At 54.6% G+C, this 22,389-nt stretch carries 13 protein-coding genes and 1 pseudogene; 9 read left to right on the top strand and 5 right to left on the bottom strand.

Translation table 11 applies throughout. From position 1 onward, the window contains the following. Positions 1-127 precede the first annotated feature (127 nt). From HNQ59_RS06345 to HNQ59_RS06375, 8 genes and pseudogenes are all read left to right on the top strand, one after another. The gene (locus HNQ59_RS06345; RefSeq protein WP_184036808.1) at positions 128-487 is read left to right on the top strand and encodes a response regulator; all 360 of its coding nucleotides are present in this window, start codon (positions 128-130) and stop codon (positions 485-487) included. Positions 488-526: 39 nt separating this feature from the next. After that, on the top strand, positions 527-892 hold the full coding sequence (locus tag HNQ59_RS06350; protein ID WP_221320194.1) for a response regulator transcription factor: 366 nt from the start codon (positions 527-529) through the stop codon (positions 890-892). Positions 893-925: 33 nt separating this feature from the next. Next, positions 926-1,441 carry a chemotaxis protein CheW gene (locus HNQ59_RS06355; RefSeq protein WP_184036665.1) on the top strand — a complete coding sequence of 172 codons (516 nt, stop codon included), beginning with the start codon at positions 926-928 and terminating at the stop codon, positions 1,439-1,441. A gap of 51 nt (positions 1,442-1,492) precedes the next feature. Continuing rightward, positions 1,493-3,658, top strand: a complete 2,166-nt coding sequence (locus HNQ59_RS06360; protein ID WP_184036668.1) for a methyl-accepting chemotaxis protein — start codon at positions 1,493-1,495, stop codon at positions 3,656-3,658. Between the two features lie 15 nt (positions 3,659-3,673). Next, positions 3,674-9,700, top strand: coding sequence for a hybrid sensor histidine kinase/response regulator (locus tag HNQ59_RS06365; protein ID WP_184036670.1), 6,027 nt, complete (start codon positions 3,674-3,676; stop codon positions 9,698-9,700). A 159-nt stretch (positions 9,701-9,859) separates the two neighbouring features. Further along, positions 9,860-10,489: pseudogene (locus tag HNQ59_RS19580) on the top strand (esterase-like activity of phytase family protein); the annotation flags it as partial. 207 nt (positions 10,490-10,696) lie between these two features. Then, entirely contained in the window at positions 10,697-12,316 is a 1,620-nt protein-coding gene (locus HNQ59_RS06370) for a glycerophosphodiester phosphodiesterase family protein (protein WP_281397181.1), read from the top strand. A 117-nt stretch (positions 12,317-12,433) separates the two neighbouring features. After that, the gene (locus HNQ59_RS06375) at positions 12,434-13,231 is read left to right on the top strand and encodes a transporter substrate-binding domain-containing protein (RefSeq protein ID WP_184036675.1); all 798 of its coding nucleotides are present in this window, start codon (positions 12,434-12,436) and stop codon (positions 13,229-13,231) included. Positions 13,232-13,472: 241 nt separating this feature from the next. Here HNQ59_RS06375 and HNQ59_RS06380 read toward each other — a convergent pair whose 3' ends face one another. Continuing rightward, entirely contained in the window at positions 13,473-14,033 is a 561-nt protein-coding gene (locus HNQ59_RS06380) for a ricin-type beta-trefoil lectin domain protein (RefSeq protein ID WP_184036677.1), read from the bottom strand. A gap of 956 nt (positions 14,034-14,989) precedes the next feature. Then, on the bottom strand, positions 14,990-16,462 hold the full coding sequence (locus HNQ59_RS06385; RefSeq protein WP_184036679.1) for an MFS transporter: 1,473 nt from the start codon (positions 16,460-16,462) through the stop codon (positions 14,990-14,992). 156 nt (positions 16,463-16,618) lie between these two features. On the opposite strand from HNQ59_RS06385, the gene HNQ59_RS06390 reads away from it, so the two are divergent. Further along, positions 16,619-17,539 carry a LysR family transcriptional regulator gene (locus HNQ59_RS06390; RefSeq protein WP_184036681.1) on the top strand — a complete coding sequence of 307 codons (921 nt, stop codon included), beginning with the start codon at positions 16,619-16,621 and terminating at the stop codon, positions 17,537-17,539. A gap of 38 nt (positions 17,540-17,577) precedes the next feature. On the opposite strand, the gene lnt is transcribed toward HNQ59_RS06390, so the two are convergent. From lnt to HNQ59_RS06405, 3 genes are read right to left on the bottom strand one after another with little or no spacing between them, the layout of a single operon-like run. Next, on the bottom strand, positions 17,578-20,001 hold the full coding sequence (gene lnt, locus HNQ59_RS06395) for an apolipoprotein N-acyltransferase (protein ID WP_184036682.1): 2,424 nt from the start codon (positions 19,999-20,001) through the stop codon (positions 17,578-17,580). 29 nt (positions 20,002-20,030) lie between these two features. Beyond that, positions 20,031-20,717, bottom strand: coding sequence for a hypothetical protein (locus HNQ59_RS06400; RefSeq protein ID WP_246490876.1), 687 nt, complete (start codon positions 20,715-20,717; stop codon positions 20,031-20,033). A gap of 15 nt (positions 20,718-20,732) precedes the next feature. After that, the gene (locus HNQ59_RS06405; RefSeq protein WP_425491358.1) at positions 20,733-21,860 is read right to left on the bottom strand and encodes an SGNH/GDSL hydrolase family protein; all 1,128 of its coding nucleotides are present in this window, start codon (positions 21,858-21,860) and stop codon (positions 20,733-20,735) included. Between the last annotated feature and the right edge of the window lie 529 nt (positions 21,861-22,389).

The following is a 22,389-nucleotide window of genomic DNA, read 5'->3' on the forward strand; positions in this document are numbered from 1 at the left end:
GGCTGGAAGTATCATCTATTGCTGTTTGACAGCGATGCCGCTTGGTATGGTGCCATTCGGCTCGTGCTAAACGGAACGCCAAGGAGGTTGTGTGACTGGTACAACGGATCTGAAGGGTGTCAAGGTCATGGTGATTGACGATAGCAACACCATCAGACGCAGTGCAGAGATTTTTCTTGGTCAGGCTGGCTGTGAAGTCATCTTGGCAGAAGATGGGTTTGATGCACTTGCGAAGATCACTGACTTTCATCCCGATCTGATCTTCGTCGATGTCATGATGCCACGTCTGGATGGTTATCAGACATGTTCATTGATCAAGAAGCACCCACGCTTCAAAGCTACGCCCGTTATTATGCTGTCCAGCAAAGATGGTTTGTTCGACCGTGCACGTGGCCGCATGGTAGGCTCTGACGAATATCTGACGAAACCATTTACCAAGGACAGCCTGTTGCAAGCTGTCGGCCAACACGCCAGACAGCCGGTTTAATTCTGAAATAGACATCATCGTGTATCGAGGAAATACAAAATGCCGATCAAGAAAATCATGGTAGTGGATGACTCCCCGACCGAACGCCACGTGTTGAGTGAGATGCTGACTCGCAATGGATTCGAGGTGGTCACTGCCGAGAGTGGTGAAGAAGCAGTAACCAAGTCGAAGGTGGCATTGCCCGACCTCATCATCATGGATGTTGTCATGCCCGGACTGAATGGATTCCAGGCAACCCGTACCATCACCCGCGAAGAAGCGACCAAGCATATTCCTGTGATCATGTGTACGACCAAAGGGCAGGAAACCGACAAGATCTGGGGGCTTCGCCAGGGCGCGCGGGACTACATTGTCAAACCTGTCAATCAAGAAGAATTGCTGCAGAAGATCTCTGCACTCGGCTAATCGCCTGTCAAGCGAGCGGGAGCACCCCACCTTATGGCAAAAAAAATCAGTCTCAGGGAATACCAGGAAAGCGTAGTCGCCAAGTTGCAGTCATCGCTGGCATCCAGCACTGCTGCAGCTTCCAAACTTGGATTGCAAATTGGCAATGAGCGTTGGGTGGTGGATCTACAGGATACCAGCGAGGTGGTCGCGGTTACCGAGATTGAACCTGTACCGCTCACCCAGAGCTGGTTCCGCGGGGTGACCAATGTTCGCGGAAATCTGTACAGTGTGATTGATTTGCCGGCTTTCTTCGGCGGTGAATTTTCTGTTGTGACCAGTAGCAGTCGTCTGCTGTTGGTCAACCCGCATTTCATTGCCAGTTCTGCGCTGTTGGTTACCCGCATGCTCGGTCTGCGCGGTTTGCAGAGCATGGAAGCGGTGGAAGTACCTCCTGATAGCCCACCTTGGCTGGGAGGTAGATTACGAGATCAAGATGGTATCGTCTGGAACGTACTCAATATTTCGGCGCTGACAACAAACCCGCAGTTTCTGCAGGTTGCCGCGTAATTCCAACATTTCAGTCGTCTCCGACTTGTTCGGTGAGGGAGATAAACAAAAATGGCGTTTTCCATAAAAAATCTGTTCGGCAAGTTGATTGGCCGTGGTGGTGATGGTAGCGGCGATCGACCGTTCGACCCATCCAAAACCGTCTCCATCATCGAAAAACTACGCACAACCACAGATTCCGACATGCCGGCGCCTTTGCCGCTGATCGGTCATTTACCAGCCAAGCAACAATCCACCATTTTCACGACTGGGATTGTTGTGTGTCTCGTCTGTGCGGGTGCGCTGGTTTTGTGGGATATCCGGACATCCAACCATAATTCGCTGCGTCGTGCGACATCAACGGAAATGCAGATGTTGTCGCAGCGTATGGCACGTGCTGCAGCGCAGGCGATTCAAGGTAACGAAGGTGCGTTTGGCACGTTGAATGAGGCATATGGCTCATTTGGCAAGGATTTGGCGAGATTGCGCGATGGCGATGATGATCTTCCCAAATCGTCGGGTGAGGCGGCGGATGTTCTGCGGGCAATCGATAAGGTCTGGAAAGAGAGCTTCCTGCCCAACTCGGTCAAACCGACCGTTGAAACCATTCTGAAAAACCAGTCCACCATCGTCACCGTGACGAAGAGCGTGACCTCGATCAACTCGAACGATGCCAAGCTGCTGGAAGCTACCCAGCAACTGGTTTCGCTGTTGAAAGAAGGTGGTGGCACTGAGCATGAGCGTGAACTGGCGCAACAGATGGTGGTGTTGACACAGCGTATGGCCAAGAACGCCAACGCCATGCTGGCCAGTGAAATCATCAACCCGGAAGTGGTGTTCCTGCTGGGGAAGGATGCCAACACGTTCCGGGATACCCTGCAGGGGATGTTGGATGGCAGTGAAGAGTTACGATTGGCTGCTGTCAAGAATCAGGAGACGCGTGAAAAGCTGGAAGAGATCAAAACGCTCTTCAAAGATTTCGAAACAGTGGTGAGTACCTTCTCGCGGAACCAGCAGAACCTGGTCAACACCCGCTTGGCGAACCAGACCATCTTCTCCGAAAGTGAAAAGCTGCTGGTTGATTCGCGCAAGCTGGCTAACGCTTATCAGACTGAAGGTGGTAGCGGCATCATCTATGCCCTGATTGCTTTGTTCGGTATCGGTGCGGTTGGCTCTTTGGTGATGTTGGGTAGTGTGAACGCGGCGGATGCCCAACGTCGTCGTCTGGAGTCGGAGCGTGAAAACAAACGGAACCAGGAAGCGATTCTACGTCTGCTGAACGAAATGTCGGATTTGGCGGATGGTGACTTGACTGTCAGGGCGTCGGTAACCGAAGACCTGACCGGTGCGATCGCTGACTCCATGAACTACACGATTGACGAGCTGCGTTCTCTGATTACCGGTATCAACAAGGCGACTGAACAGGTAACCAGCGCTGCGGCGCAGGCGCAGTCGATTTCTAATGAACTGCTGGACGCCGCACAGCGCCAATCTACAGAGATTGTGACCACCAACAACCGTGTACAGCAGATGGCGCAGTCGATTTCGGACGTGGCGAGCACCGCATCTGAGTCCGCCCGAGTGGCGGAACAATCGCTGCAAGCTGCCGAGAAAGGCACGCAGGCGGTGGATAACTCGATCAAGGGCATGAATGAAATTCGTGAACAGATCCAGGAAACTGCGAAGCGGATCAAACGGCTGGGTGAAAGCTCGCAGGAAATTGGTGAAATCGTTGAACTGATTTCCGACATTACCGAGCAGACGAACGTACTGGCGCTGAATGCGGCCATTCAGGCAGCATCTGCAGGTGAAGCCGGTCGCGGGTTTACCGTGGTTGCGGAGGAAGTACAGCGACTCGCTGAACGCTCGGCGGAAGCGACCAAGCAGATCGGCGCGATTGTGAAGACCATTCAGAGCGATACCCATGATGCGGTAGCGGCGATGGAAGTATCGACCCAGGGTGTGGTGGAAGGAGCAAAACTGTCTGATGCGGCGGGTCAGGCTCTGTTGGAGATCCGTCAGGTATCGCGTGATCTGGCGTCACTGATTCAGCGCATTTCTGGTGCAACACAAGAGCAGTCGAAGATGGCGGAAGATGTATCGCACTCGATGACCGACATTCTGAACATTACTGAGCAGACAACTGCTGGTACCAAACAGACCGCCGTACAGATCGGTCAGTTGACTGGCTTGGCAGCAGAACTGAAGGGTTCCGTAGCCGGCTTCAAACTTTCATAAAAATCGGGCCGTCTCATGCGCGTACATAGCGAATTTGATGTCGGCTCGCTGGTCTGGGTCAAGGCTGAAATTGACCAGGCGTTGGAGCGAGCCAAAACCTGCCTTGAGCAATTCAAGGCTTCGCCTGCCGATACTTCTCAATTGAAGTTTGGCCGCACACATTTGCACCAGGTGACAGGTGCACTGCAGATGGTAGGTCTGGATGGGGTTGCGCGGGTTTCCGAAGAGATGGAGCTGGCGCTCTCTGCCATTGAGAAAGGTGAGGTCGAACAGGTTGATGATGTGCTGGACGCCTTGTCTGCGACGGTAGACGGATGTGCCCGCTATCTGGAAGCCCTGATGAATGGCGCACCAGATCTGCCATTACGGCTATATCCAGAGTACGAACGGATCAAGCTGGCGCGTGGTTTGACCAAAGTTTCACCAAGCGACCTGTTCTTTCCAAACCTGGATGTTTTTTCCCTGCCCGCCAACGCGAAACCACTTGCCGATACTGAGCTTCCCGCGTTGGTGAAGGCGCAGCGTACACGTTATGAGCTGGGTTTGTTGAAATGGCTCCGGGGCGGGGAGGATGGTTTGGCGATCATGGCGCAGACGTTGCGTGCCATCGAGGCCGCCGTCCGTTCGCCCCGCCAGCGTACATTCTGGTGGACTGCAGCGGGTTTGGTCGAGGCGATTGCCAATAAGGCCGTCAATATCGACTACGTGGCAAAGCAATTGTTTGCCCGGATCAATATTCAATTGCGGCGGTTGGCTGAGGGCTCGCAAACGGTTGCAGATCGCCTGCAACGTGACATCCTGTATTACCTCGCTCGCTCGAACGAAGCGACTGACACGCTGAAGAAGATCAGGCAGTCCTTTGCCTTGGATGAGCTGATTCCAACGGAAACAGTAGCGGAATCGAGTGCAGATGCGGCGCGGCAGAAAGCGGCCCGAGCCATGCGTGATCTGCTGGCTCAAGCAAAAGAGGCCTGGGCTCGTGCTGCGGGTGGCCAGGCGGACAAGTTGACGCAAGTTTCAGAAACACTGGCGAATCTGACCAACAAAGCGCAGGCATTTGATGTCGAGGGCTTAGAGGCATTCCTGCAGAATCTGCAATCAGCAGTCAACTCGGTTCAGAGCAACCCTGTTTCAGAAGCTGCGGCGCTTGACGTTGCCACGGCGTTCTTGCTGCTGGATGCCCTGTGTGAGCATCCTGTCAGCCCAGCTCACGAGCTACCTGGCCAATTGTCCGCCATGAGTGCGCGTCTGGATGCATTGGCCCGCACCGGCAAGCTGGACGATTCGCTGCCAGCCCTGCCGCAGCTTGATGAGCTGGCCCGCGATGCGCAGGCAAAAATGCTGCAATCGCAGCTGATGCATGAGATTCAAGTCAATCTGCAGCATATCGAACAGGGACTGGATGCGTTCTTCCGAGATGCCTCCAAACATACCGAGCTTGCCAGCCTGCAGCCATATTTCCGTCAGATTCAAGGCGCATTGGCGATCACTGAGTTGAACGATGCAGCGGAGTTGTTGGCCTGGAGCCAGGAGACCACAGCACGCTATCAAGCGCCGGATGCGGAGCTGATTCCAGCTGAGTTGGAAATGCTTGCTGAAGTTTTGTCAGCCCTTGGTTTCTATGTTGAAGCTACACAAAGCGATCGAGCCAATCGAGAGGAGATCCTCCGCCCGATTCTGCGAAAATTGCGTGGCGAAACCGATGTTGCTGAGCCTGAGCCGGTTGAGATGGCACCTGCGCCGGAATCGACGGTGGAGTTGGAAGTTGACCAGCAGAAGCAGCAAGCGCAGGAGTTGTTGGAGGTTCTGCGCGACAATCCGGAAGATCAGGCCGCACAGGAGCAGCTGAAAGCAACGTTACAGACTCTGCAGCAGAATGCGGATCTGATTGCTGACAATGCCTTGGGGCAGCAAAGTGCCGCTGCATTGTCCGCTTTAAAGGAGGCGGAAGGTAAGCCTATTGAGGCATTGGTTGCCACGGTCAGCGAAATGGTCGGTGACAAGCCTGCCGCCGAGGCGTCGCCCCGCCCTGCCCCGGTCAGTGACGAGGCGGTTGATCAGGAGTTGCTGGAGGTCTACCTGGAAGAAGCGGTGGACGTGCTGGCCAATATCCGCAGCAACCTCGCCATCATTGAGGCATCGCCGCGTGACAAAGAGGCTTTGACAGTCATCCGTCGCGGTTATCACACCCTGAAGGGCTCCGGTCGCATGGTCGGCTTGAACCATTTGGGTGAGGTGGCTTGGTCGGTTGAGCAGGTGATGAACAAGGTATTGCAGGATGATTGGCCTGTCACACCGGGTGTTTTACGTCTGATCAACCTCTCCCATGATGGATTCGTTACCTGGATCGACGAGCTGCGTGACAAAGGCAGTGCATCGATCGAGGCCAGTCAGATTTTCAATATGGCTGAAGCATTGAAGCGAGGCGAGGAGCCCGCTGAAGTAGCTTCTCCGGTTGTTGAGCCTGTGGCGGCGCCTAGTGCTGACAAGGTGGTGGCGGACGAAATATCGCTGGAGCTGCCGACTTTGGATTTGGAGCCAGCAGACGTGGTTGCCAAATCAGCGCCCGTGCTGGATGTTCCTGTGGTGCCGCCGGTTGCAGTCAATATCGAGCCGGCAGAGGATGTGGATCTGCACATCGGTGACGTGGTGATTTCCTCGGTGTTGTTCGACATCTTCACCAACGAGGCAGTGCGTTATCTGGCAACCTTGAATGAACAGCAAGCACAGCTGCGCGCAAACCCGCACCAGGCGGTCTCCGATCGATTCCTGCATGCAGCACACACCTTGTGCGGTATCTGCCGCACTGCTGGATTTCAGGATATGGGTGAGCTGGGCCATGGCCTGGAGCTATGCATACAGGGGCAGATGAAAGCGCCTGAACGCCTGGAAGCAACGGATATCAATGCGTTTGCGGATGCAATCGCGCAGCTTGATGTGATGTTCCTGACCATCAACGCCAAGTTGGCTCCGGCGGCGGCGCCTGAATTGGTTCAGCGTCTGGAAGAAATATCGACACGACTACGTGCAGTAGAGGACGTGCATCTGGAAGAGGATGCGGAGCTGGCGCCGTTGCCGATGCTGGATGAAATCAAGCTGGATCTACCGCCCCTGGCAGAGTCGGATGTCCCGGCGCTTGAGGCAGATGCAGAGCATGAGATTTCTTTGAGCCTGGATGAGTCCGGCACTGATGTGGGCATGCCCATTGCAGAGCCTGTGGCGTTGGATGCCTTGTCTGAAGACGCGATGCTGTCAATCGACTTGCCAGAGGTCGAAGCGCTGGATCAAGATCATCATCTCGTCGAAGAGCCGATTGAGCTGGCGACACCAGAGATGACGCCCGTGGCAATGGTTGAGGTGCCCGCTGCCGACATCCCTGTATTGGATCTCGAATCTGAGCTGCCGATCGTGACGGTGGATGCTGAGCCTGCGACAGTGGCGGCTGCCGAGCTGGATGCGCCCACATTGAGTTTCGATGAGCCGGAAATCTCGGTTGAAGCTGTTGAGTCCTCCTCTATAGCGGTCGATCAGGCGGAGGACATTCCCGTACTGGATGTGCCGGTTATTGATCTGGATGAGACGCCAAGCGAACAAGTATCGCCTGTCGCTGATCTTGACGCGGCTGTGAGCAACGAGCTTGCAGTTGATGTGGTCGAGGTCGAGCCGGAGCCTGTGGTTGCGCCGGTGATCGAAGTGCCTGCTCAGCCAGCTGTGTCAGTGCCGACATTCAACACTGCCGCTACAGCTGTTGCTACAGCCACTGAGGAGGCTCCAGAGGTTTCCTACTCAGTTCAGGATGACATCGACGAGCAATTGCTGCCCGTCTTCATCGAAGAGGTCAATGATCTGCAGCCTCAGATCAGCAAAGTGCTGCGCGACTGGCGGGCAGATCCGGCTGCCTACGAGATGTCCAAGGCATTGCAGCGTTTGCTGCATACCTTGAAAGGTAGCGCACGGATGACCGGTGCGATGCGGCTGGGTGAAGCCACCCATAACCTCGAAACCAAAGTCATTGCATTGCAGGATACAGCACCTGGCCATGATGACTTTGATGATTTCGAGTCGCAGTGGGATCACGTCAACGAATTGATTGATGCTCTGCAAGGTAAGCCTGTCGCGGAAACAGTGGTGGAAGCGACAGCCCCGGCGGCAAGCAATCTAAGTGTGCCGACCATGCCGATGGGCTTGGTCGATGCCGAAGCGGCCAAATCCACATTACGTGTCCGTGCTGATCTGGTTGATCGCCTAGTGAACCAAGCGGGTGAAGTGGCAATTGCGCGTTCCCGCATGGAAGCGGAAATGCAGGCGCTGAAACAATCACTGCTGGATTTGACCGATAACGTCACCCGCTTGCGCACCCAATTGCGTGAGATCGAGATCCAGGCTGAATCACAAATGGCCTCACGGATGTCGCATATCCAGACGGATAACGAATTCGACCCTCTGGAATTCGACCGGTTCACCCGCCTGCAGGAATTGACGCGTTTCATGGCGGAAAGCGTGAACGACGTTGCGACCATTCAACACAACTTGCTGAAAAACCTGGATGAAACCGACGCTGCATTATTGCAGCAAGGGCGTATGACCAAGGATCTGCAACAGGAGTTGATGCGGATTCGAATGGTACCGTTTTCCAGTGTGAATGAACGGCTGTACCGGATTGTTCGCCAGACGGGTAAAGAAGTGGGCAAGAAGGTCAACCTGGAGATTCGAGGCGGACGGGTTGAAATTGACCGGTCGATGCTTGAAAAAATGACATCGCCGTTTGAGCATATGCTGCGGAATGCCATTGACCATGGTTTGGAAAGCCGAGAACGGCGGATCGATGCGGGTAAGCCAGAAGTTGGTGAAATCTCGCTCAGCCTGAAGCAAGAGGGCAATGAACTGGTATTGGTGTTGGCAGACGACGGGTCAGGGCTCAATCTGCAGCGGATTCGCGAGAAGGCGATCGGTAAAGGGCTCATTGCTGCTGATCAGGTCTTGAGCGATGAGGAAGCCATGTACCTGATTTTCGAGCCTGGGTTCTCCACCGCTGAATCGCTCAGCCAATTGTCCGGTCGAGGCATTGGCCTGGATGTGGTGAAGAACGAGATCTCCGATCTGGGTGGCCGCATTCAGCTCGATTCGGAAGTGGGCAAGGGTACGCGTTTCACCATTCACCTGCCATTGACGTTGGCGGTGACGCAGACGATTCTGGTAACTGCCGCTGGCCGCAAGTACGCGATCCCATCGGTCATGGTTGAGCAAGTTCAGGAATTGAAACTCGGAGACCTGGAGCGTCTGTACGAGCAGAAGAAAGTCGTCTGGTTGGGCAACGAGTATCCGTTCACCTACTTGCCGCGACTGTTGGGTAATCGTGATCACCAGCCTGAGGCGAAGCGCTACAGTACGGTGGTGTTGCTCCGTAGTGGTAGCCAACGGATTGCCCTGCATGTGGATGATCTGGTGCGGAATCAAGAAGTGGTGGTCAAGAACATTGGCCCGCAATTGGCGCGGGTGCCAGGTATCGCTGGTGCGACAGTACTCGGTAACGGCGATATCGTCCTGATCTTGAACCCCTTGTTGTTGCTCAATCGCATGGAGTCTGCCCGTACACTGCAACAGGCACAGGCTGACGATCAAGCACCGACCCAGCAGCAGGCCGATTCACTGGCGATGGTGCCGGTGGTCATGGTGGTGGATGACTCGTTGACGGTGCGGAAGATCACGGGCCGGTTGCTTGCGCGGGAAGGTTTCCAGGTAACGACCGCAAAAGACGGCGTAGATGCACTGCAGCAAATTCAGGACGTGATGCCTGATGTGATGTTGGTTGACATCGAGATGCCTCGGATGGATGGGTTCGAATTGACGCGCCATATCCGCAGTGATGAAAAAACCCGGCATGTCCCGATCATCATGATCACATCGCGTACAGCTGAGAAACACCGCAATTATGCGACTGAGCTGGGTGTCAACGTCTACCTGGGTAAGCCGTATCAGGAAGACGAGTTGTTGGGTCATATCGAGCGTTTTGTCGAACACAAAAAAGCTCGACAAGTCTGATTGTCCGTAGCTCAAGTGGAAAGGGCGATACCAGTGGTATCGCCCTTTTTCGTATCTGGCGATGCGCTGGCATGACGTGATTCAAGTGCTTGTCATTTTGCGTGGCTATGATGCGTGCTTTTTCTGCGGAGTAGTACGATGGCCGTTTTGCTCAATCCTATGAAACTTACCGCACTGGCGGTCAGCATCACCCTGCTTGCAGCTTGTGATGTTGATACTGTCCAGACCGTCAATGAGCCAACCTTGGTCGGGCGTGCGGTGCTTCCTGCCGCTACTTTTGCGGATGGCCCGGTGTCAGGTCAATACGTCACCGGTAATCTGAATGGGCAGAAGGCGCCATTCGACAAGCAGCCAGTACAAGGCTTCTCTGCGGTTCTGCGTAATGTGGATGGCAGCTATCTTGCCATGGCAGATAATGGTTATGGCACGATTGAAAACTCGGCTGATTTCAATTTGCGGGTGTATACCGTCAGGCCGAATTTCAAGACCAAAACCGGAGGAGAAGGCGCGGTCAAGGTTGAGGGGTTTTTTGAGCTGAAAGACCCGAATAAACACATTCCCTTCGCCATCACCAATCACTTCACCACTGAACGCATCTTGACCGGTGCAGATTTCGATATCGAATCAATGCAGAGGGCTCCGGATGGCACCTTCTGGTTCGGAGATGAATTCGGTCCTTTCCTGATCCATACCGACGCTAAAGGTGTGTTGCTTGAGGCGCCTATCCCCTTGCCTGATACGGAAAACGCCGGTCAGGAGATTCGTTCACCCCAGAACCCTTTCAGCGAAGAGTCCGCAACGCTGCGTGTCATGAATGCGGCACGAGCACATGCCTTGGCAAATGGTGCCAAGCGCACGCCCGTTTTTTCCCCTTATTTCGTACAGCTGAAATATGACACCAATGGTGTGAAATCGAGCCCGGATGCACACTACGCACGGGGCGCCAAATCCCCAGAAGGGCTGCGTAAAGCCAACTCCGACATTCATGATGTGGCGATGATGAAAGCCGCTGGCTTTCAAGTCGTGACCTGGACGGTCAACACCACGGATGATATGACCAAGCTGCTCAAAGCAGGGGTGAATGGCATCATTTCCGATCGGCCTGATCTGCTATATCAAGCCGTTGCAGCGTTTGATGCCAATGGAGACGGCAAACCCGGTGACTATTTGACACCCGCCGGCTTGATCGATATAGCCAAGTTCGATGCGCAGGGGCACCGTGGTGGTCGGAATCAACGCCCAGAGAACACCTTACCTGCATTCGAGGTGGCCCTGGACAACCTGATGACAACCATCGAGACGGATACAGGTATCACCAAAGATGGCGTATCAATCATCAAACATGATCCGTACATCGAGGCGGTCAAGTGCCGTCGTGTAGATGGTCAGCCCTATGCATTTGCAGACGAACGCTTGATCAAAGACCTGACGCAGGCTGAGATTCAATCTACTTTCATCTGTGACAAGATCTTCCGTGGTGCGGATCAGAAAAATGACCTGGCGCTCTCGCCTGTTTCTGTCGCCTTGGCGAACAGCAAAGGTTATATCAGCCCCTATGTCATGCCCACCACGCAGGACATGTTCGACTTGGTTACGGCCTACATCGATCATTACAGCAATGGTGCGGGCAAAGCTCACCCTGATGCACCTAAGCGTGTGGAAAACGCCAAACACGTGCGCTTCAATATCGAAACCAAACTCAACCCACGCTCCGATAAAGATAGCCACGGTAATACCTACAAAGATCGCACAGTAGGCTATGTGCAGATGGCAGACACCCTGGCTGGTGTCATCGTTGCGAATAAAATGGAAAACAGGGCAGATATCCAGAGCTTTGATTTCCGCACCTTGTTCCATGTCCAGCAGAAATTCCCTGCCATTCGCACGGCTTTCCTCTTTGGGGATTTCCCGATCTACGCGGGGCCGGACAGTGACGATGGCACAAACATGCAGGATGAAGCGGGCAAGAACACACCGTGGATGAACGGCCTGCCCTGGCCATACCGTCAAACTGCCGCATCCAACCCATTCCGCGCCAAGCGTAGTGGAGGGTTTGAAGGGATGGCCTTGTCAGCTGATGGCACCAAACTCTACCCGCTGCTGGAGCTGCCATTGGCTGGGCATGACGACAAGACTTTGCTGATCAATGAGTTCGATCTGGCCAAACGGCAATACACCGGCAATCGCTACCTCTATAAGCTGGATGCCAAAGGAACCAATATCGGTGATTACATCATGTTCAACGGTGAGGAAGGGATTGTCATCGAACGTGACCCCAGCCAAGGGGATATGACGGGCTTCAAAAAGCTGTTCAAGATCAGGTTGGGCAAAGCGGGCGACTATGTTGAAAAGCGTGAATTGGTCAACCTGATGGCAATCAAAGACCCTGATGGTATCAGTGGGGCTGCGGCCAATGGAGACATCGGGCTGGGTGCTACCTTTGCCATGCCATTCAATACCATTGAGGACATTGCCATACTGGATGAGCGTACTCTGCTGATCATGGATGACAATAACTATCCGTTCAGTGTTGGCCGGCATGTGGGCAGCAAAATGCCGGATGATAATGAGTTCGTGGTGATCAAATTGCCAGAGCCTTTGAAAATGGCCAAATAAGCACATACCGTTTCGGTGAGATGGCGCTACCGTTGTGGTGGCGCCATTATTTTTTTGCTATTCCTGATGGTGGAAACAAATAATGTCTTGAGTACCTTGAAAAAGATGGTGAGCAATATGTTGAACAGATTCTTTTTTGCTGTTGCGGCGGGCCTTTTGACCATGCAGGCTCAGGCTGATGACCTGGATAAAATACAGAAAAAAGGCGAAGTCCTGATTGGTGTCCGTGCAAACTCCCCGCCTTTCAGCTTTCTGGACAAAAGCCAAGGCACCGTATCTGGCTATGACATCGAATTCGCGCAGATGATTGCTCGCCGTATTGGTGCCAAACCTGTCTTCAAAACGGTCGAGCCGGATGACCGTATCCCTTCCCTCAAGGATGGGCGTGTGGATCTGGTTGTGGCTACGTTCGCCAAAACACATGACCGGGAAAAACAGGTCGACTTCAGCCTGGGGTACTTTGTCACCGTACAAAAGATCGCCGCCAAAACGGGCAAGTTCCGTGACATCAAGCAATTGAACGGCATCAAGATTTGTGTGGCAAATGGTACTTCAACACAGAGCCTGGTCAAAGAGAATGTGCCTACTGCCGTGCAAGTCGTTCAAGACGATTACGACCTTGCTTTCAAAGCATTGCTGGCGGGCAATTGTGAAGCCGTCGCCGGCCCCGCATCTGTGTTGAATGGCAATATATCGAAACAGCCTGCCAGCGCTGGCTTGGCGGTTGCAGAGGTACCGTTGGGGATTGAATCATTCGGTATCGGCATGCGTAAAGGCGAAAAGCGTTTGCAACGAATGGTGAATGACGCATTGCTTGAATCTGAGCGCTCAGGAGAGGCAGTCAAGATCTTTGAGCGGTACTTCGGGAAGAATTCGCCTGCTCCACAAATGCGCTTATTCAAGATTCAGGAGTAACTATCGCCAAAGACCCGCCCGTCACTTGTCCAACCATGATGGCTGTGATGGCCCCTGCGTTCGGGCAAGCGCAAAGCACACCCGGTGGGTGTGCTTACACAGACTGGGCAGCCAGGCTCCAACAGGCTGAAGATCAGGTAACAGCTTGGCTGCCAGTCACTGGTGAGTCAGTGCCATGGCGCTGTGCCAGCGGCCAGTCCAACGCTCAAAGACCGGCTGGATGCCATGGGTTTGGATTCCATCAATTCGGGACAACGAACTGCCGCCATTTTCCTCGCCCACCTGGATGGTTGTTCGAGACCAGTACCACTTTGACACCATCTGCACCAACACCAATGGAAAGTCCATTTGAATTATATGGATAGGGGCGTATCACTCTTGCGCCATCATCCGGTTGTTGATTGAAGCATAGATTCAAGAAGCGCAGATTGTTCGAGTCCTCGCAGGCCCAAATACCTAGGCCGGTTCCGGAGGTTTGGCTGCCACGCGTGTCCAGGCAATAGCGGCTATCTTGTCTATTACGGATGAATTCGGTTTCCCTCTCATGTATCCACTGTTGTTTAAGCTCCGAGGTGCATTTTTCAAGAATGACATTGGCACCATTTGTCAGCACCCCATTTTCCACCGACATACACATGTCGTCGGCACCGTTCCAAACACTCCATTTCACATAGACATCAGACGCCACAGCGTTGCTGCAACCATCGTTACCTGTGCCGGGGGCGGCTGCAGTCGTAGGGCCCGCCCATAAGGCCATTGTGCTCATGGCCAATAGCACAGCAGTTTTTCCAAACTTATTCATGTTCATTTCTCCTCGTCGTGCAATCACGGATGGATTGCGTAGATGAAAATCCCATCACCTTTCATGGAAGACTGAAATGGCGATGTAGACCACTCATGGTTCCTATTTGATATGGATGTTGCTTTTCACGACTGATAATAGGGTGATAGGTGATTGATATATCAATGATAAATTTGTATTTTTTGGTTCTTTTATGAATTGGCATGGCTCTGTGATTTGTATCATTTTGAATGCAACTAAATTTTAGTGATGAATGAAAATTTGATTGGTTTGTTGGTTTTATACCAATCTTTATTCAGCCTATATTCAGGTTTATTTCTTAGTCAAGTCATACGAAATTCATTAACTTTATGGAAGCGTAAAATTCATTCGGGTTGGTGAGGGTGGTTTTATTTTCAGGAGATAGTGGGTAAATATACGAAAAGGCGAGAATACCTGGTGAGGAAGGTGCTGGGTGTGTATGCTTTTGTAGCTTGGATGAAGATGTTTCTTCAAATAATTCAATTAGTTGTGTGGTTGAACTTGTTTTGACTTGACCGAATGTTCTTTTTGTTGGTTGACATTTAAATATGGATTGATTGCGCGATAAGATATTGTTTGATCAGTTTGGTATATATGATTTTTAGGTTGTATGTGGTTGAGAATTTTATGATGTAGGGTAGATATTCGGTGGTTGAAACTGTCAATTGAATTGAGTGTGTAACTGAATAGGGCTGCTTCAGGTTTGCGCATTGCCTTTTTTGGAATAGGTAATGCGTGATTTCAACTGCCAATGAAAACGTTTTTAATTGGCAGTTTGGTATCTTTGGCCCGACATAAAGAGCCAGGTAAACAAGGTGCGGGCTAACTTTTCATATGTCGCTCAGTCAGGCTCTGCTGTATGGATGAGGGCGTGTGGCATCACAATGAAAATTGCAGTGCTGGTTGTCGAATTCATCGGTCAGCCACTGGCCAGGTCAATATGGATCGTCACTTGCGTGGCGGTTTGCAGCCTGATGTATTGCTGCTTGATGCGGAGAGCTGTTTTCCTGCGATGATTTAGCTGGCGATGCATGTTTTACTCGCATCTGGCTGACGAGCGCGATCAAGACCAATACCGTGGCGACAGCAAAGGTGACTTGCATGCCATATCTGGCAGCGGTGGGGGCATGCTGCTGCCCAGTGATGTTGACCACCCATGCAAAGGTCGCACCCATCAACGATGCACCGGTGATCAAGCCCAGATTGCGTGCGAGGTTGAGCATGCCTGAAATCAGCCCCCTCTGCCCGCCTTGCGAGTGGGCCAATACGGCTGTGTTGTTGGCGGTCTGGAACGTGGCATAGCCGGTGGTGAGCAGGGCCAGAGGAATGGCATAGCCGAGTACGCGCCAACTGGCTGGAATACAGACCAACAACGCACTGGCGACCAGCATGGCGCTCAGTCCCTGGGTGATGGTGCGGGCAGACCCAATGCGGTCTACCAGGCGACCAGCGGGAAAGGAGGTGAGGGTGGCGAAGGCGGGGCCAATCGACACGACCAGGCCGACTTGTGTTGAATTCAGATCAAAAAACCGCCCCAAATAGAATGGCCCGACCACCAGTGCGGCCATTACCACGGTCGTGGCTGCTACGCTGGCTATCAAGCCACTGCTGAATTGCGGGTCTTGAAACAGGTGGACTGCCAGCAAAGGGTTGGCTGCCTGTCGCTCGATGGCGATGAGCACAGCAAGGCTGATCAACGCAAGCATCAGCAGGCTGCCATTCAGCCAGCCATAGTGGCCGCGCTCCAAGGTCAAGGCCAAGGTGTAGAACAGCAATGTTGTCATCAACCAGCACATACCGGGTATATCCAGGTTGGAAGTTGGCTGCCTGCTCAGGTCGGTTTGGCCGGGTAAATATCGGGAGATCAGCACCCATGCCAGCACGGCCAGGGGAATAGGTACCCAGAACATGGCCTGCCAGCCCATTGTATCAATCAGTATCCCCCCCAAGGCTGGGCCAAGTGTGGTGCCAATGGCTGACATGGTTCCCAGCAGGCCCAGCGCACCACCGCTCTTCGCCTTGGGAATGACCTCACCAACGCAGGCCATGGCCAGTGTGGTCATGGCTGCTGCACCCAGCCCTTGGCCAATCCGTGCCATGACCAGCATGGTGATATCTTGGGCGCCTGTAGCAAGCAGCGAGGCGATACAGAAAAGTGCGATACCGATCAGGAGAATACGTTTCCGCCCTAGGCGATCTCCAAGATATCCTGTGCTTGTAATCAATGCTGTCATGGCCAGCAAGTAGCCCAGTATCACCCATTGCACTGCTGAGAATGGGGTGGAAAAAACCTGCATCAAGGTCGGCAAGCCGGTGTTGACGATGCTGACACTGAGCGATGGCAGCAAAACTGCCAGCGATAAGCCGGCCAAGATGCGGCGGCTGGGGGGGAAAGCGGTGGTGGGCATGGTTGGGGTGTTTCCGCGTCAATGGGTTTGATCGGACTATAAAACCAGCCTAATCAGTGCGGAAGGCGCATGATCTGCATGTTATTCGTGCATGTGACGCCAGCTATAGTCCGGTATGCTTGCCGCTTCTTGGCAACTTTGCTCGCGAGCCAATTCATGAATCTGCCGGACTTGAATCTGTTGATTGCCTTGAATGCTTTATTGGCGGAAGGCAGTGTAGCCAAGGCTGCAAAACGCCTACACCTGAGCCCTTCTGCCATGAGCAGGGCGTTGGCCAGATTGCGTGAAACCCTGGGTGACCCATTGCTGGTGCGGGCGGGCCGGGGTATGGTGCCTACGCCCCGTGCACTTGTGATCAGGGAGCAGGTCGGCCAGTTGGTGCAAGGCGCGGAAATGGTGTTGCGGCCCGCCAGCAGACTGGATCTGACCCAGTTGAAGCGTACATTCGCCATCCGGGCCAGCGATGGCTTTGCGGAGACATTCGGCCCGGCCCTGCTTGAACATCTGGGGCAGGCAGCCCCTCAGGTCAGGTTGCGGTTCATGCAAAAACCCAATAAGGACAGTACGCCCTTGCGCGATGGCATTATTGATCTGGAGATTGGCGTAGTGGGCGAAAGCGAAGCCCCTGAATTGCGGGTGCAGAAACTGTTCAAAGATCAGTTCGTTGCTGTAGTGCAGCCTCGGCACGCACTTGCACAGGATGTGATCACCCCCGAGCGCTATGCCGCAGCGCGACATATCGTAGTGTCTCGCCGTGGGTTTGAAAAAAGCCGGATCGACGATGCCTTGCTGGGCTTGGGCCTGCAACGACAAGTTGAAACTATTGTCGATAGCTTTGCCACTGCGCTGGCATTGGCGCGTCGTACCAATCTGGTCGCTACGGTGCCGGCTCGTCATACTGCAGGTTTGCAGGATGGACTGGTGGTGCTTGCATTGCCGATCAGCTTGCCGGATCTCACGATTTCCATGCTCTGGCACCCCAGGTTGGATGCCGATCTGGCACACCGCTGGTTAAGGCAGTGCCTGCGTGTCGTGTGCGGAGAGCCGCCTGGCGAGGCAGTGTCTGGCGCGAGCTGAACAGCAGACCGGCGCAAACATCTCGATAGCATCAGGTACTAACTGATGCCCGTCACTCGTATCAACAGCCAGACAGGCACGCCAACATATAGTACCAACAGGCCCATGCGTTCGATCAGGTAGCGGGTATCGGCAGCATGTTGCGGCTTGGCCCAGGTTGCCACTAAGGTAATCGACTCAATACCCAGTCGCAGCACGGCTGCGGTGGCTGTCATGCCGATCAGCCACCCTCCCCACCACAGCAACAGCGTGGTCAGGTAAGCCTTGAGCCCCAGCACGTAGTACTCTCCGAACAGGCTGCCATACACAATATGCTGGTGCAGGTTGAATGCAATCAGCGACAGTGCCAGTGGGAGCAAGGCGAATTTCACCAAAGGATGGGCGATGCGCCCTGGCCGCGTCGCTTCGCGTGTCTGGGCGAGCAGGGCGATGATCGATGGTTTGCTGGTTTGTGCTGTGTCAATGGGCGTCAACACCCTCATCAATTTGGCTGGATCAGGAACTGCAAGGGTGTATGGCCAGGGCCTGCCTGAGCGGAGGTGTATGGCCAGGCCAGGGGTGGGCAGGGGTAGCCAGCTGGGCTCGACTGCACGGATATCAGCCAAGGGAAGCATCAGGCTGTCTTTGCCTCGGCGCAGCACCAGTTGCCCTGATTCGATGCTGGCGGTGGCTGCGAACGCCCGCAGGACAAACCAGGCTGCCGCCTCGGGCACCAAGCAAAGGCTCATGAACAAGCGGATCTGGGCCCATGCCTGAACCCGCAAACTGTCATCCAGCAAGATCGACAGTGCCAGCCAGATCAGCGCGCATCGTGCAAAGGCCCGTAGCGCACTTGCCAACAATCGGGCTGGCAACGGCAGCACCGCCACACTGCCCAGCGGACAATCAGCGGGGGGCGTGTCCAGCTGGGGCCGGGCTGGTGGTTGCCACCTCGGCAGCAGCGCTGTGATGGCCAACAACCCCAGCCATGTCACACAGACCAACCCGACCCAATCCCCCCATCTGACTAGCAAGGTGGGGGCGGGCGTGCCGATCGGCAGTGCGCCCACTACCAGGGTACGCTCACCCAGCCGTGATCCTGCGGTGACATGGCCCTGTCCATCGATGACCGCGCTGTAGCCATTGGTGGTGACGCGATATTGCGGCAGGCGGGTTTCAATGCTGCGGAAGGCGGCGACTGCATGGTGTAGGGCCGCGCCCTGGGGGTATTGGGTAAACCAGGAGTCGTTGGACAAAGTAATGATGGCCTGGGCGCCCAGGCGAGCGCCATGGATGGCCAGCCGTGTATCGACATCATCAAGGCAGATCAGCGGCAATACAGGTATTTCGCGCCCATCCTTGAGCGGCAGCGGGAACACCCGTGCACCATTGCCAGCCAGCCAGGTGCCTGTCCATGGTAGCCAGCTGCGAAAGTTCGGGCCATCCAACCAGGCTGGCACCCATTCGGTCAGCGGGAACAGCCGGGTTTTCCGATACATGCCCGATACACCTTGCTTGGGTGTGACAATGGCGGCGGCGTTGTATTCACCGGCGGCGTCCCGATCATAGGTGCCCATGACAAATGGCACCTGTGCGGCCTGCACAATGCTGAGGATCTCTTGATCCAGCTCTGCGCCGGTTTGGCTTTTCGGGTGACCAAGGGTGGTGGGGTAGGCGGTTTCAGACCACAGCACGACATCGACTTTTTGGCGTTCCACCGCGTCGTAGCTCATTGCATAATGCAGATCGAGCACCTCGCGGACAGCCGCGAATGCACCTTTCTCGGCGCGTAACTGCTCATATGCCACCAGATTGGATTGGATCAGGCCCACACGTAGCGATTGCGCCGTTGTTGAGGGCGGCAGTGGTCGCACGTAGGCCCCGTAGGCAGCCAGCAGCAGCGGAATGGCCAAGCCGATGGCAGCGGGCTTCAACATTGACAACACACCTTGCCGACGTTGGCCCCAGGTGCTGGCTGTTGCTTCGTTGGCCAGCAGCAGGCAAAAGGTCAGCCCTGCCGAGCCAATCAGATCTGCCGCTTGACGGATGGTTGTGGCCGGGTAAAGCCCATAGCCCAAGGTATCGCCCAGCAATTTGGGAACCAGCCGCTCTGTCGCCACCCAGGCCGCAGCCCCGGCCAGGGCCTGTACCCAAGGGCCATAGCGACGACCAGCCCAATGACGGGCAAGGGCAAAAGCGAGGATCTGCGGCTGAAACAGTGGCGCCATCAACACCAGCACCAGCAAGCCAGTTGACTGACCCAGCTTGGTATAGTCTCCAATCGCCAAGCCAAACCACGCGAAGACGGTCAGGCTATAGGCGATGCTCATCCCATATCCGCTCAACAATGTGCTGCCGAACGTCTTGCTCCCGTTGAGCGAGCACAGCCAGGGCGCCAGTGCCACAAAACCTAGCACCCAGCCCAGGCCGCCATACGCATACAAACCACACAGCACTGAGCTGCCAATAATGCCGATCAACATAACTAAACCGTTGGAAAAATAGAGTGAAATCAGGGCTTGGCGTGCCCGGTGTCAACTGGGGGAGGGATTACGATCCGCCGGATCGGGAAGCCCGGTGGCGCCAGCTCCGGTGTGACCACGCGGTCTTCCGGTATCGGAATCGGTTGGTTGTTCGCATCAAAAAATGGGCGATCTGGTGCAAACATCAGAATCGGCTCGATGCGTTGGCCATCGTCGGTTGCCTGATAGTGCCGGACATACCCTTCCGGCAGCGTGTAACCCTCTGGCACAGCCAGCCCGACCATGGGTGGGCGGGTGCCAGGCGGGTTGAAAGCCCCTAAACCAGTACGGATACCCGCTTGATGCAGTCGTGTGATCACTTCGTTCATGGTCGGCACTTGGCCCTTTGGAATGAAGCTTGTGATATCCGGTGTGGGATCTTGATCACCCTCGCGCCCAACCCGAATAGTCGGTTCATCGGCTTTGGGCTGTTCTGCTGGCGCTTTCGACAGCATCGGCCAGCCAGCGGCCTGCGTGGCTGGTGCTGAGGGGAGCGATGCTGGCGCGGAGGTCATCTCCACTGGGGAGGCCGGGGGGCCGGACAACCAGCCATAGCCCAGCCCCCATAGCACCAGTGCAGCTGCTACCAGCAGATAGCCGATCGACGGGCGCCACGCCCCCGCTTCGCTCCGCCAGCAGGGCGAAAATCGATCAGTGCGGCGCGATACGGCCATCATGCATGCTCCCGAAGATCAGGGCGAAACTGGGTTGGAGGTTGAGACTGCCCAGCCCATACGCTCATGCCCCAAGGTGTTCCAGATGGGGTTCTTGCCACCTGGGATCGATGTAAAGCGTGGCGCACCTGAGCCGGTCGTGTCTCCAAACAGGCCCGATCTCACCGTCCCACCGCTGAAGGTCGGGTGAGTGTCATCTGATTGGATATAGTCATGGCTAGTACCAGGCGAAACAAACTTGGTATTGGCATCACGAATGGTGGACTTCAGCGTGGAGGTAATGCGGGTCACATAGCTTGCTTCGCTCTCGCCCGCAATGTATCGCAACCCATCAGTGTCGATCATGCCATCACCATTGCTGTCGTAGTCAGCAGCCATATACTCAGCAAAATTGTCTGTGCACTTGAAGCCCTTCTGGCGTGCAAACTCGCACATCCAGTAGTTCATCTTGGTCAGATAGGGCAGGAACGTATCCCGCATATTGACCGTTCTACCGGTGCTGGGGCTGGTGCAGGTGCTTTGCTGATTGTCAGCGGCATAGCCAGGGTAGTAAAGGTTCGAGATCACCTTCAGCTTCACGCCGGAATAGGCGTTGGCATTGATGAAATCCATTGCGGCTGCTACATGTGTCTTACAACTCTGCAGCGCATTTTCCATCACCGCAACATTGCAGGTACCGCCCTGCTCCCTGAATGCAGAGCGCGCCTGTAGGCCATCGTTGCCACACATCTCAAATGTCACCACGCGGGTCGAGGCATCCTGCATATACGACCGCTCCGCCACGATCTTGTTGTGATACACATCAGACGCCACCGCACCGGATTTCGCACGGCGCACACTCTCCACGTCCGCATTCCACGCTGCCGACAGATACTCTGCATCCACTGTCGGTGCGGCATATTTGGCGGCATTGAAGACCGAGCTGCTGTAACCAGCGTAAATCGAATCACCATATGCCACAACGCGATACTTGGCCGACGTGCCAGGCCGGTCGATCGTCCATGACACGTTCTGATTCAGCGTACTCGCCATTACCTCCGCCCCACCCGTCAATAAGGCCAGCGCACACCAAGCCGCCAACACGGTGGGTTGGCGCTTTGGCTTCAAATCACCATCGCCTTTTACGGCAAAACACTTCGACTTCATCTGTTATCTCCTCCATTTGAGTGCGGCGCAGAACACCGCAGCAATCCCCTGTGGTGTGACGCAGGTAGCCAATGGCCGGCGCGGCACACCCTGCCCGTGCCATTTATGTTTTTTGTCTATGGCGACGAGCGGGTCTGTTTGTAAAACATCGTGATGGAACAACACGCGCGACACGGGCCAAGCCGACCCGGAACAGGATGTATAGGAAAGCACGCCAGAACAGGACGCTGGCACACTCCCACGCGCTGGGTAAGGATTTCAGTACTGAAAACGGCGATGTAAGAATTTTGTTATCAAGGTGGTGAGTCACCACAAGCCGTATCAGCAGATCGTAACGGTACCTACAGATTTGTCAATAAAATATTGTTATTTTTTTGATTGATGTTTTATGTAATGAGAGTTGATTGCCATGGCCAAACAAGAAAGAGGTAGATATGTGTCACAAGCAAGATGATATCGCTCAATAACGAGCAAGCTGCAACCCAATCATTGGCGAGACATCGTAGCCCTTTATGTCAAGGATGCCATT

The sequence above is a fragment of the Chitinivorax tropicus genome (assembly GCF_014202905.1).
Lineage (GTDB): Bacteria > Pseudomonadota > Gammaproteobacteria > Burkholderiales > SCOH01 > Chitinivorax > Chitinivorax tropicus.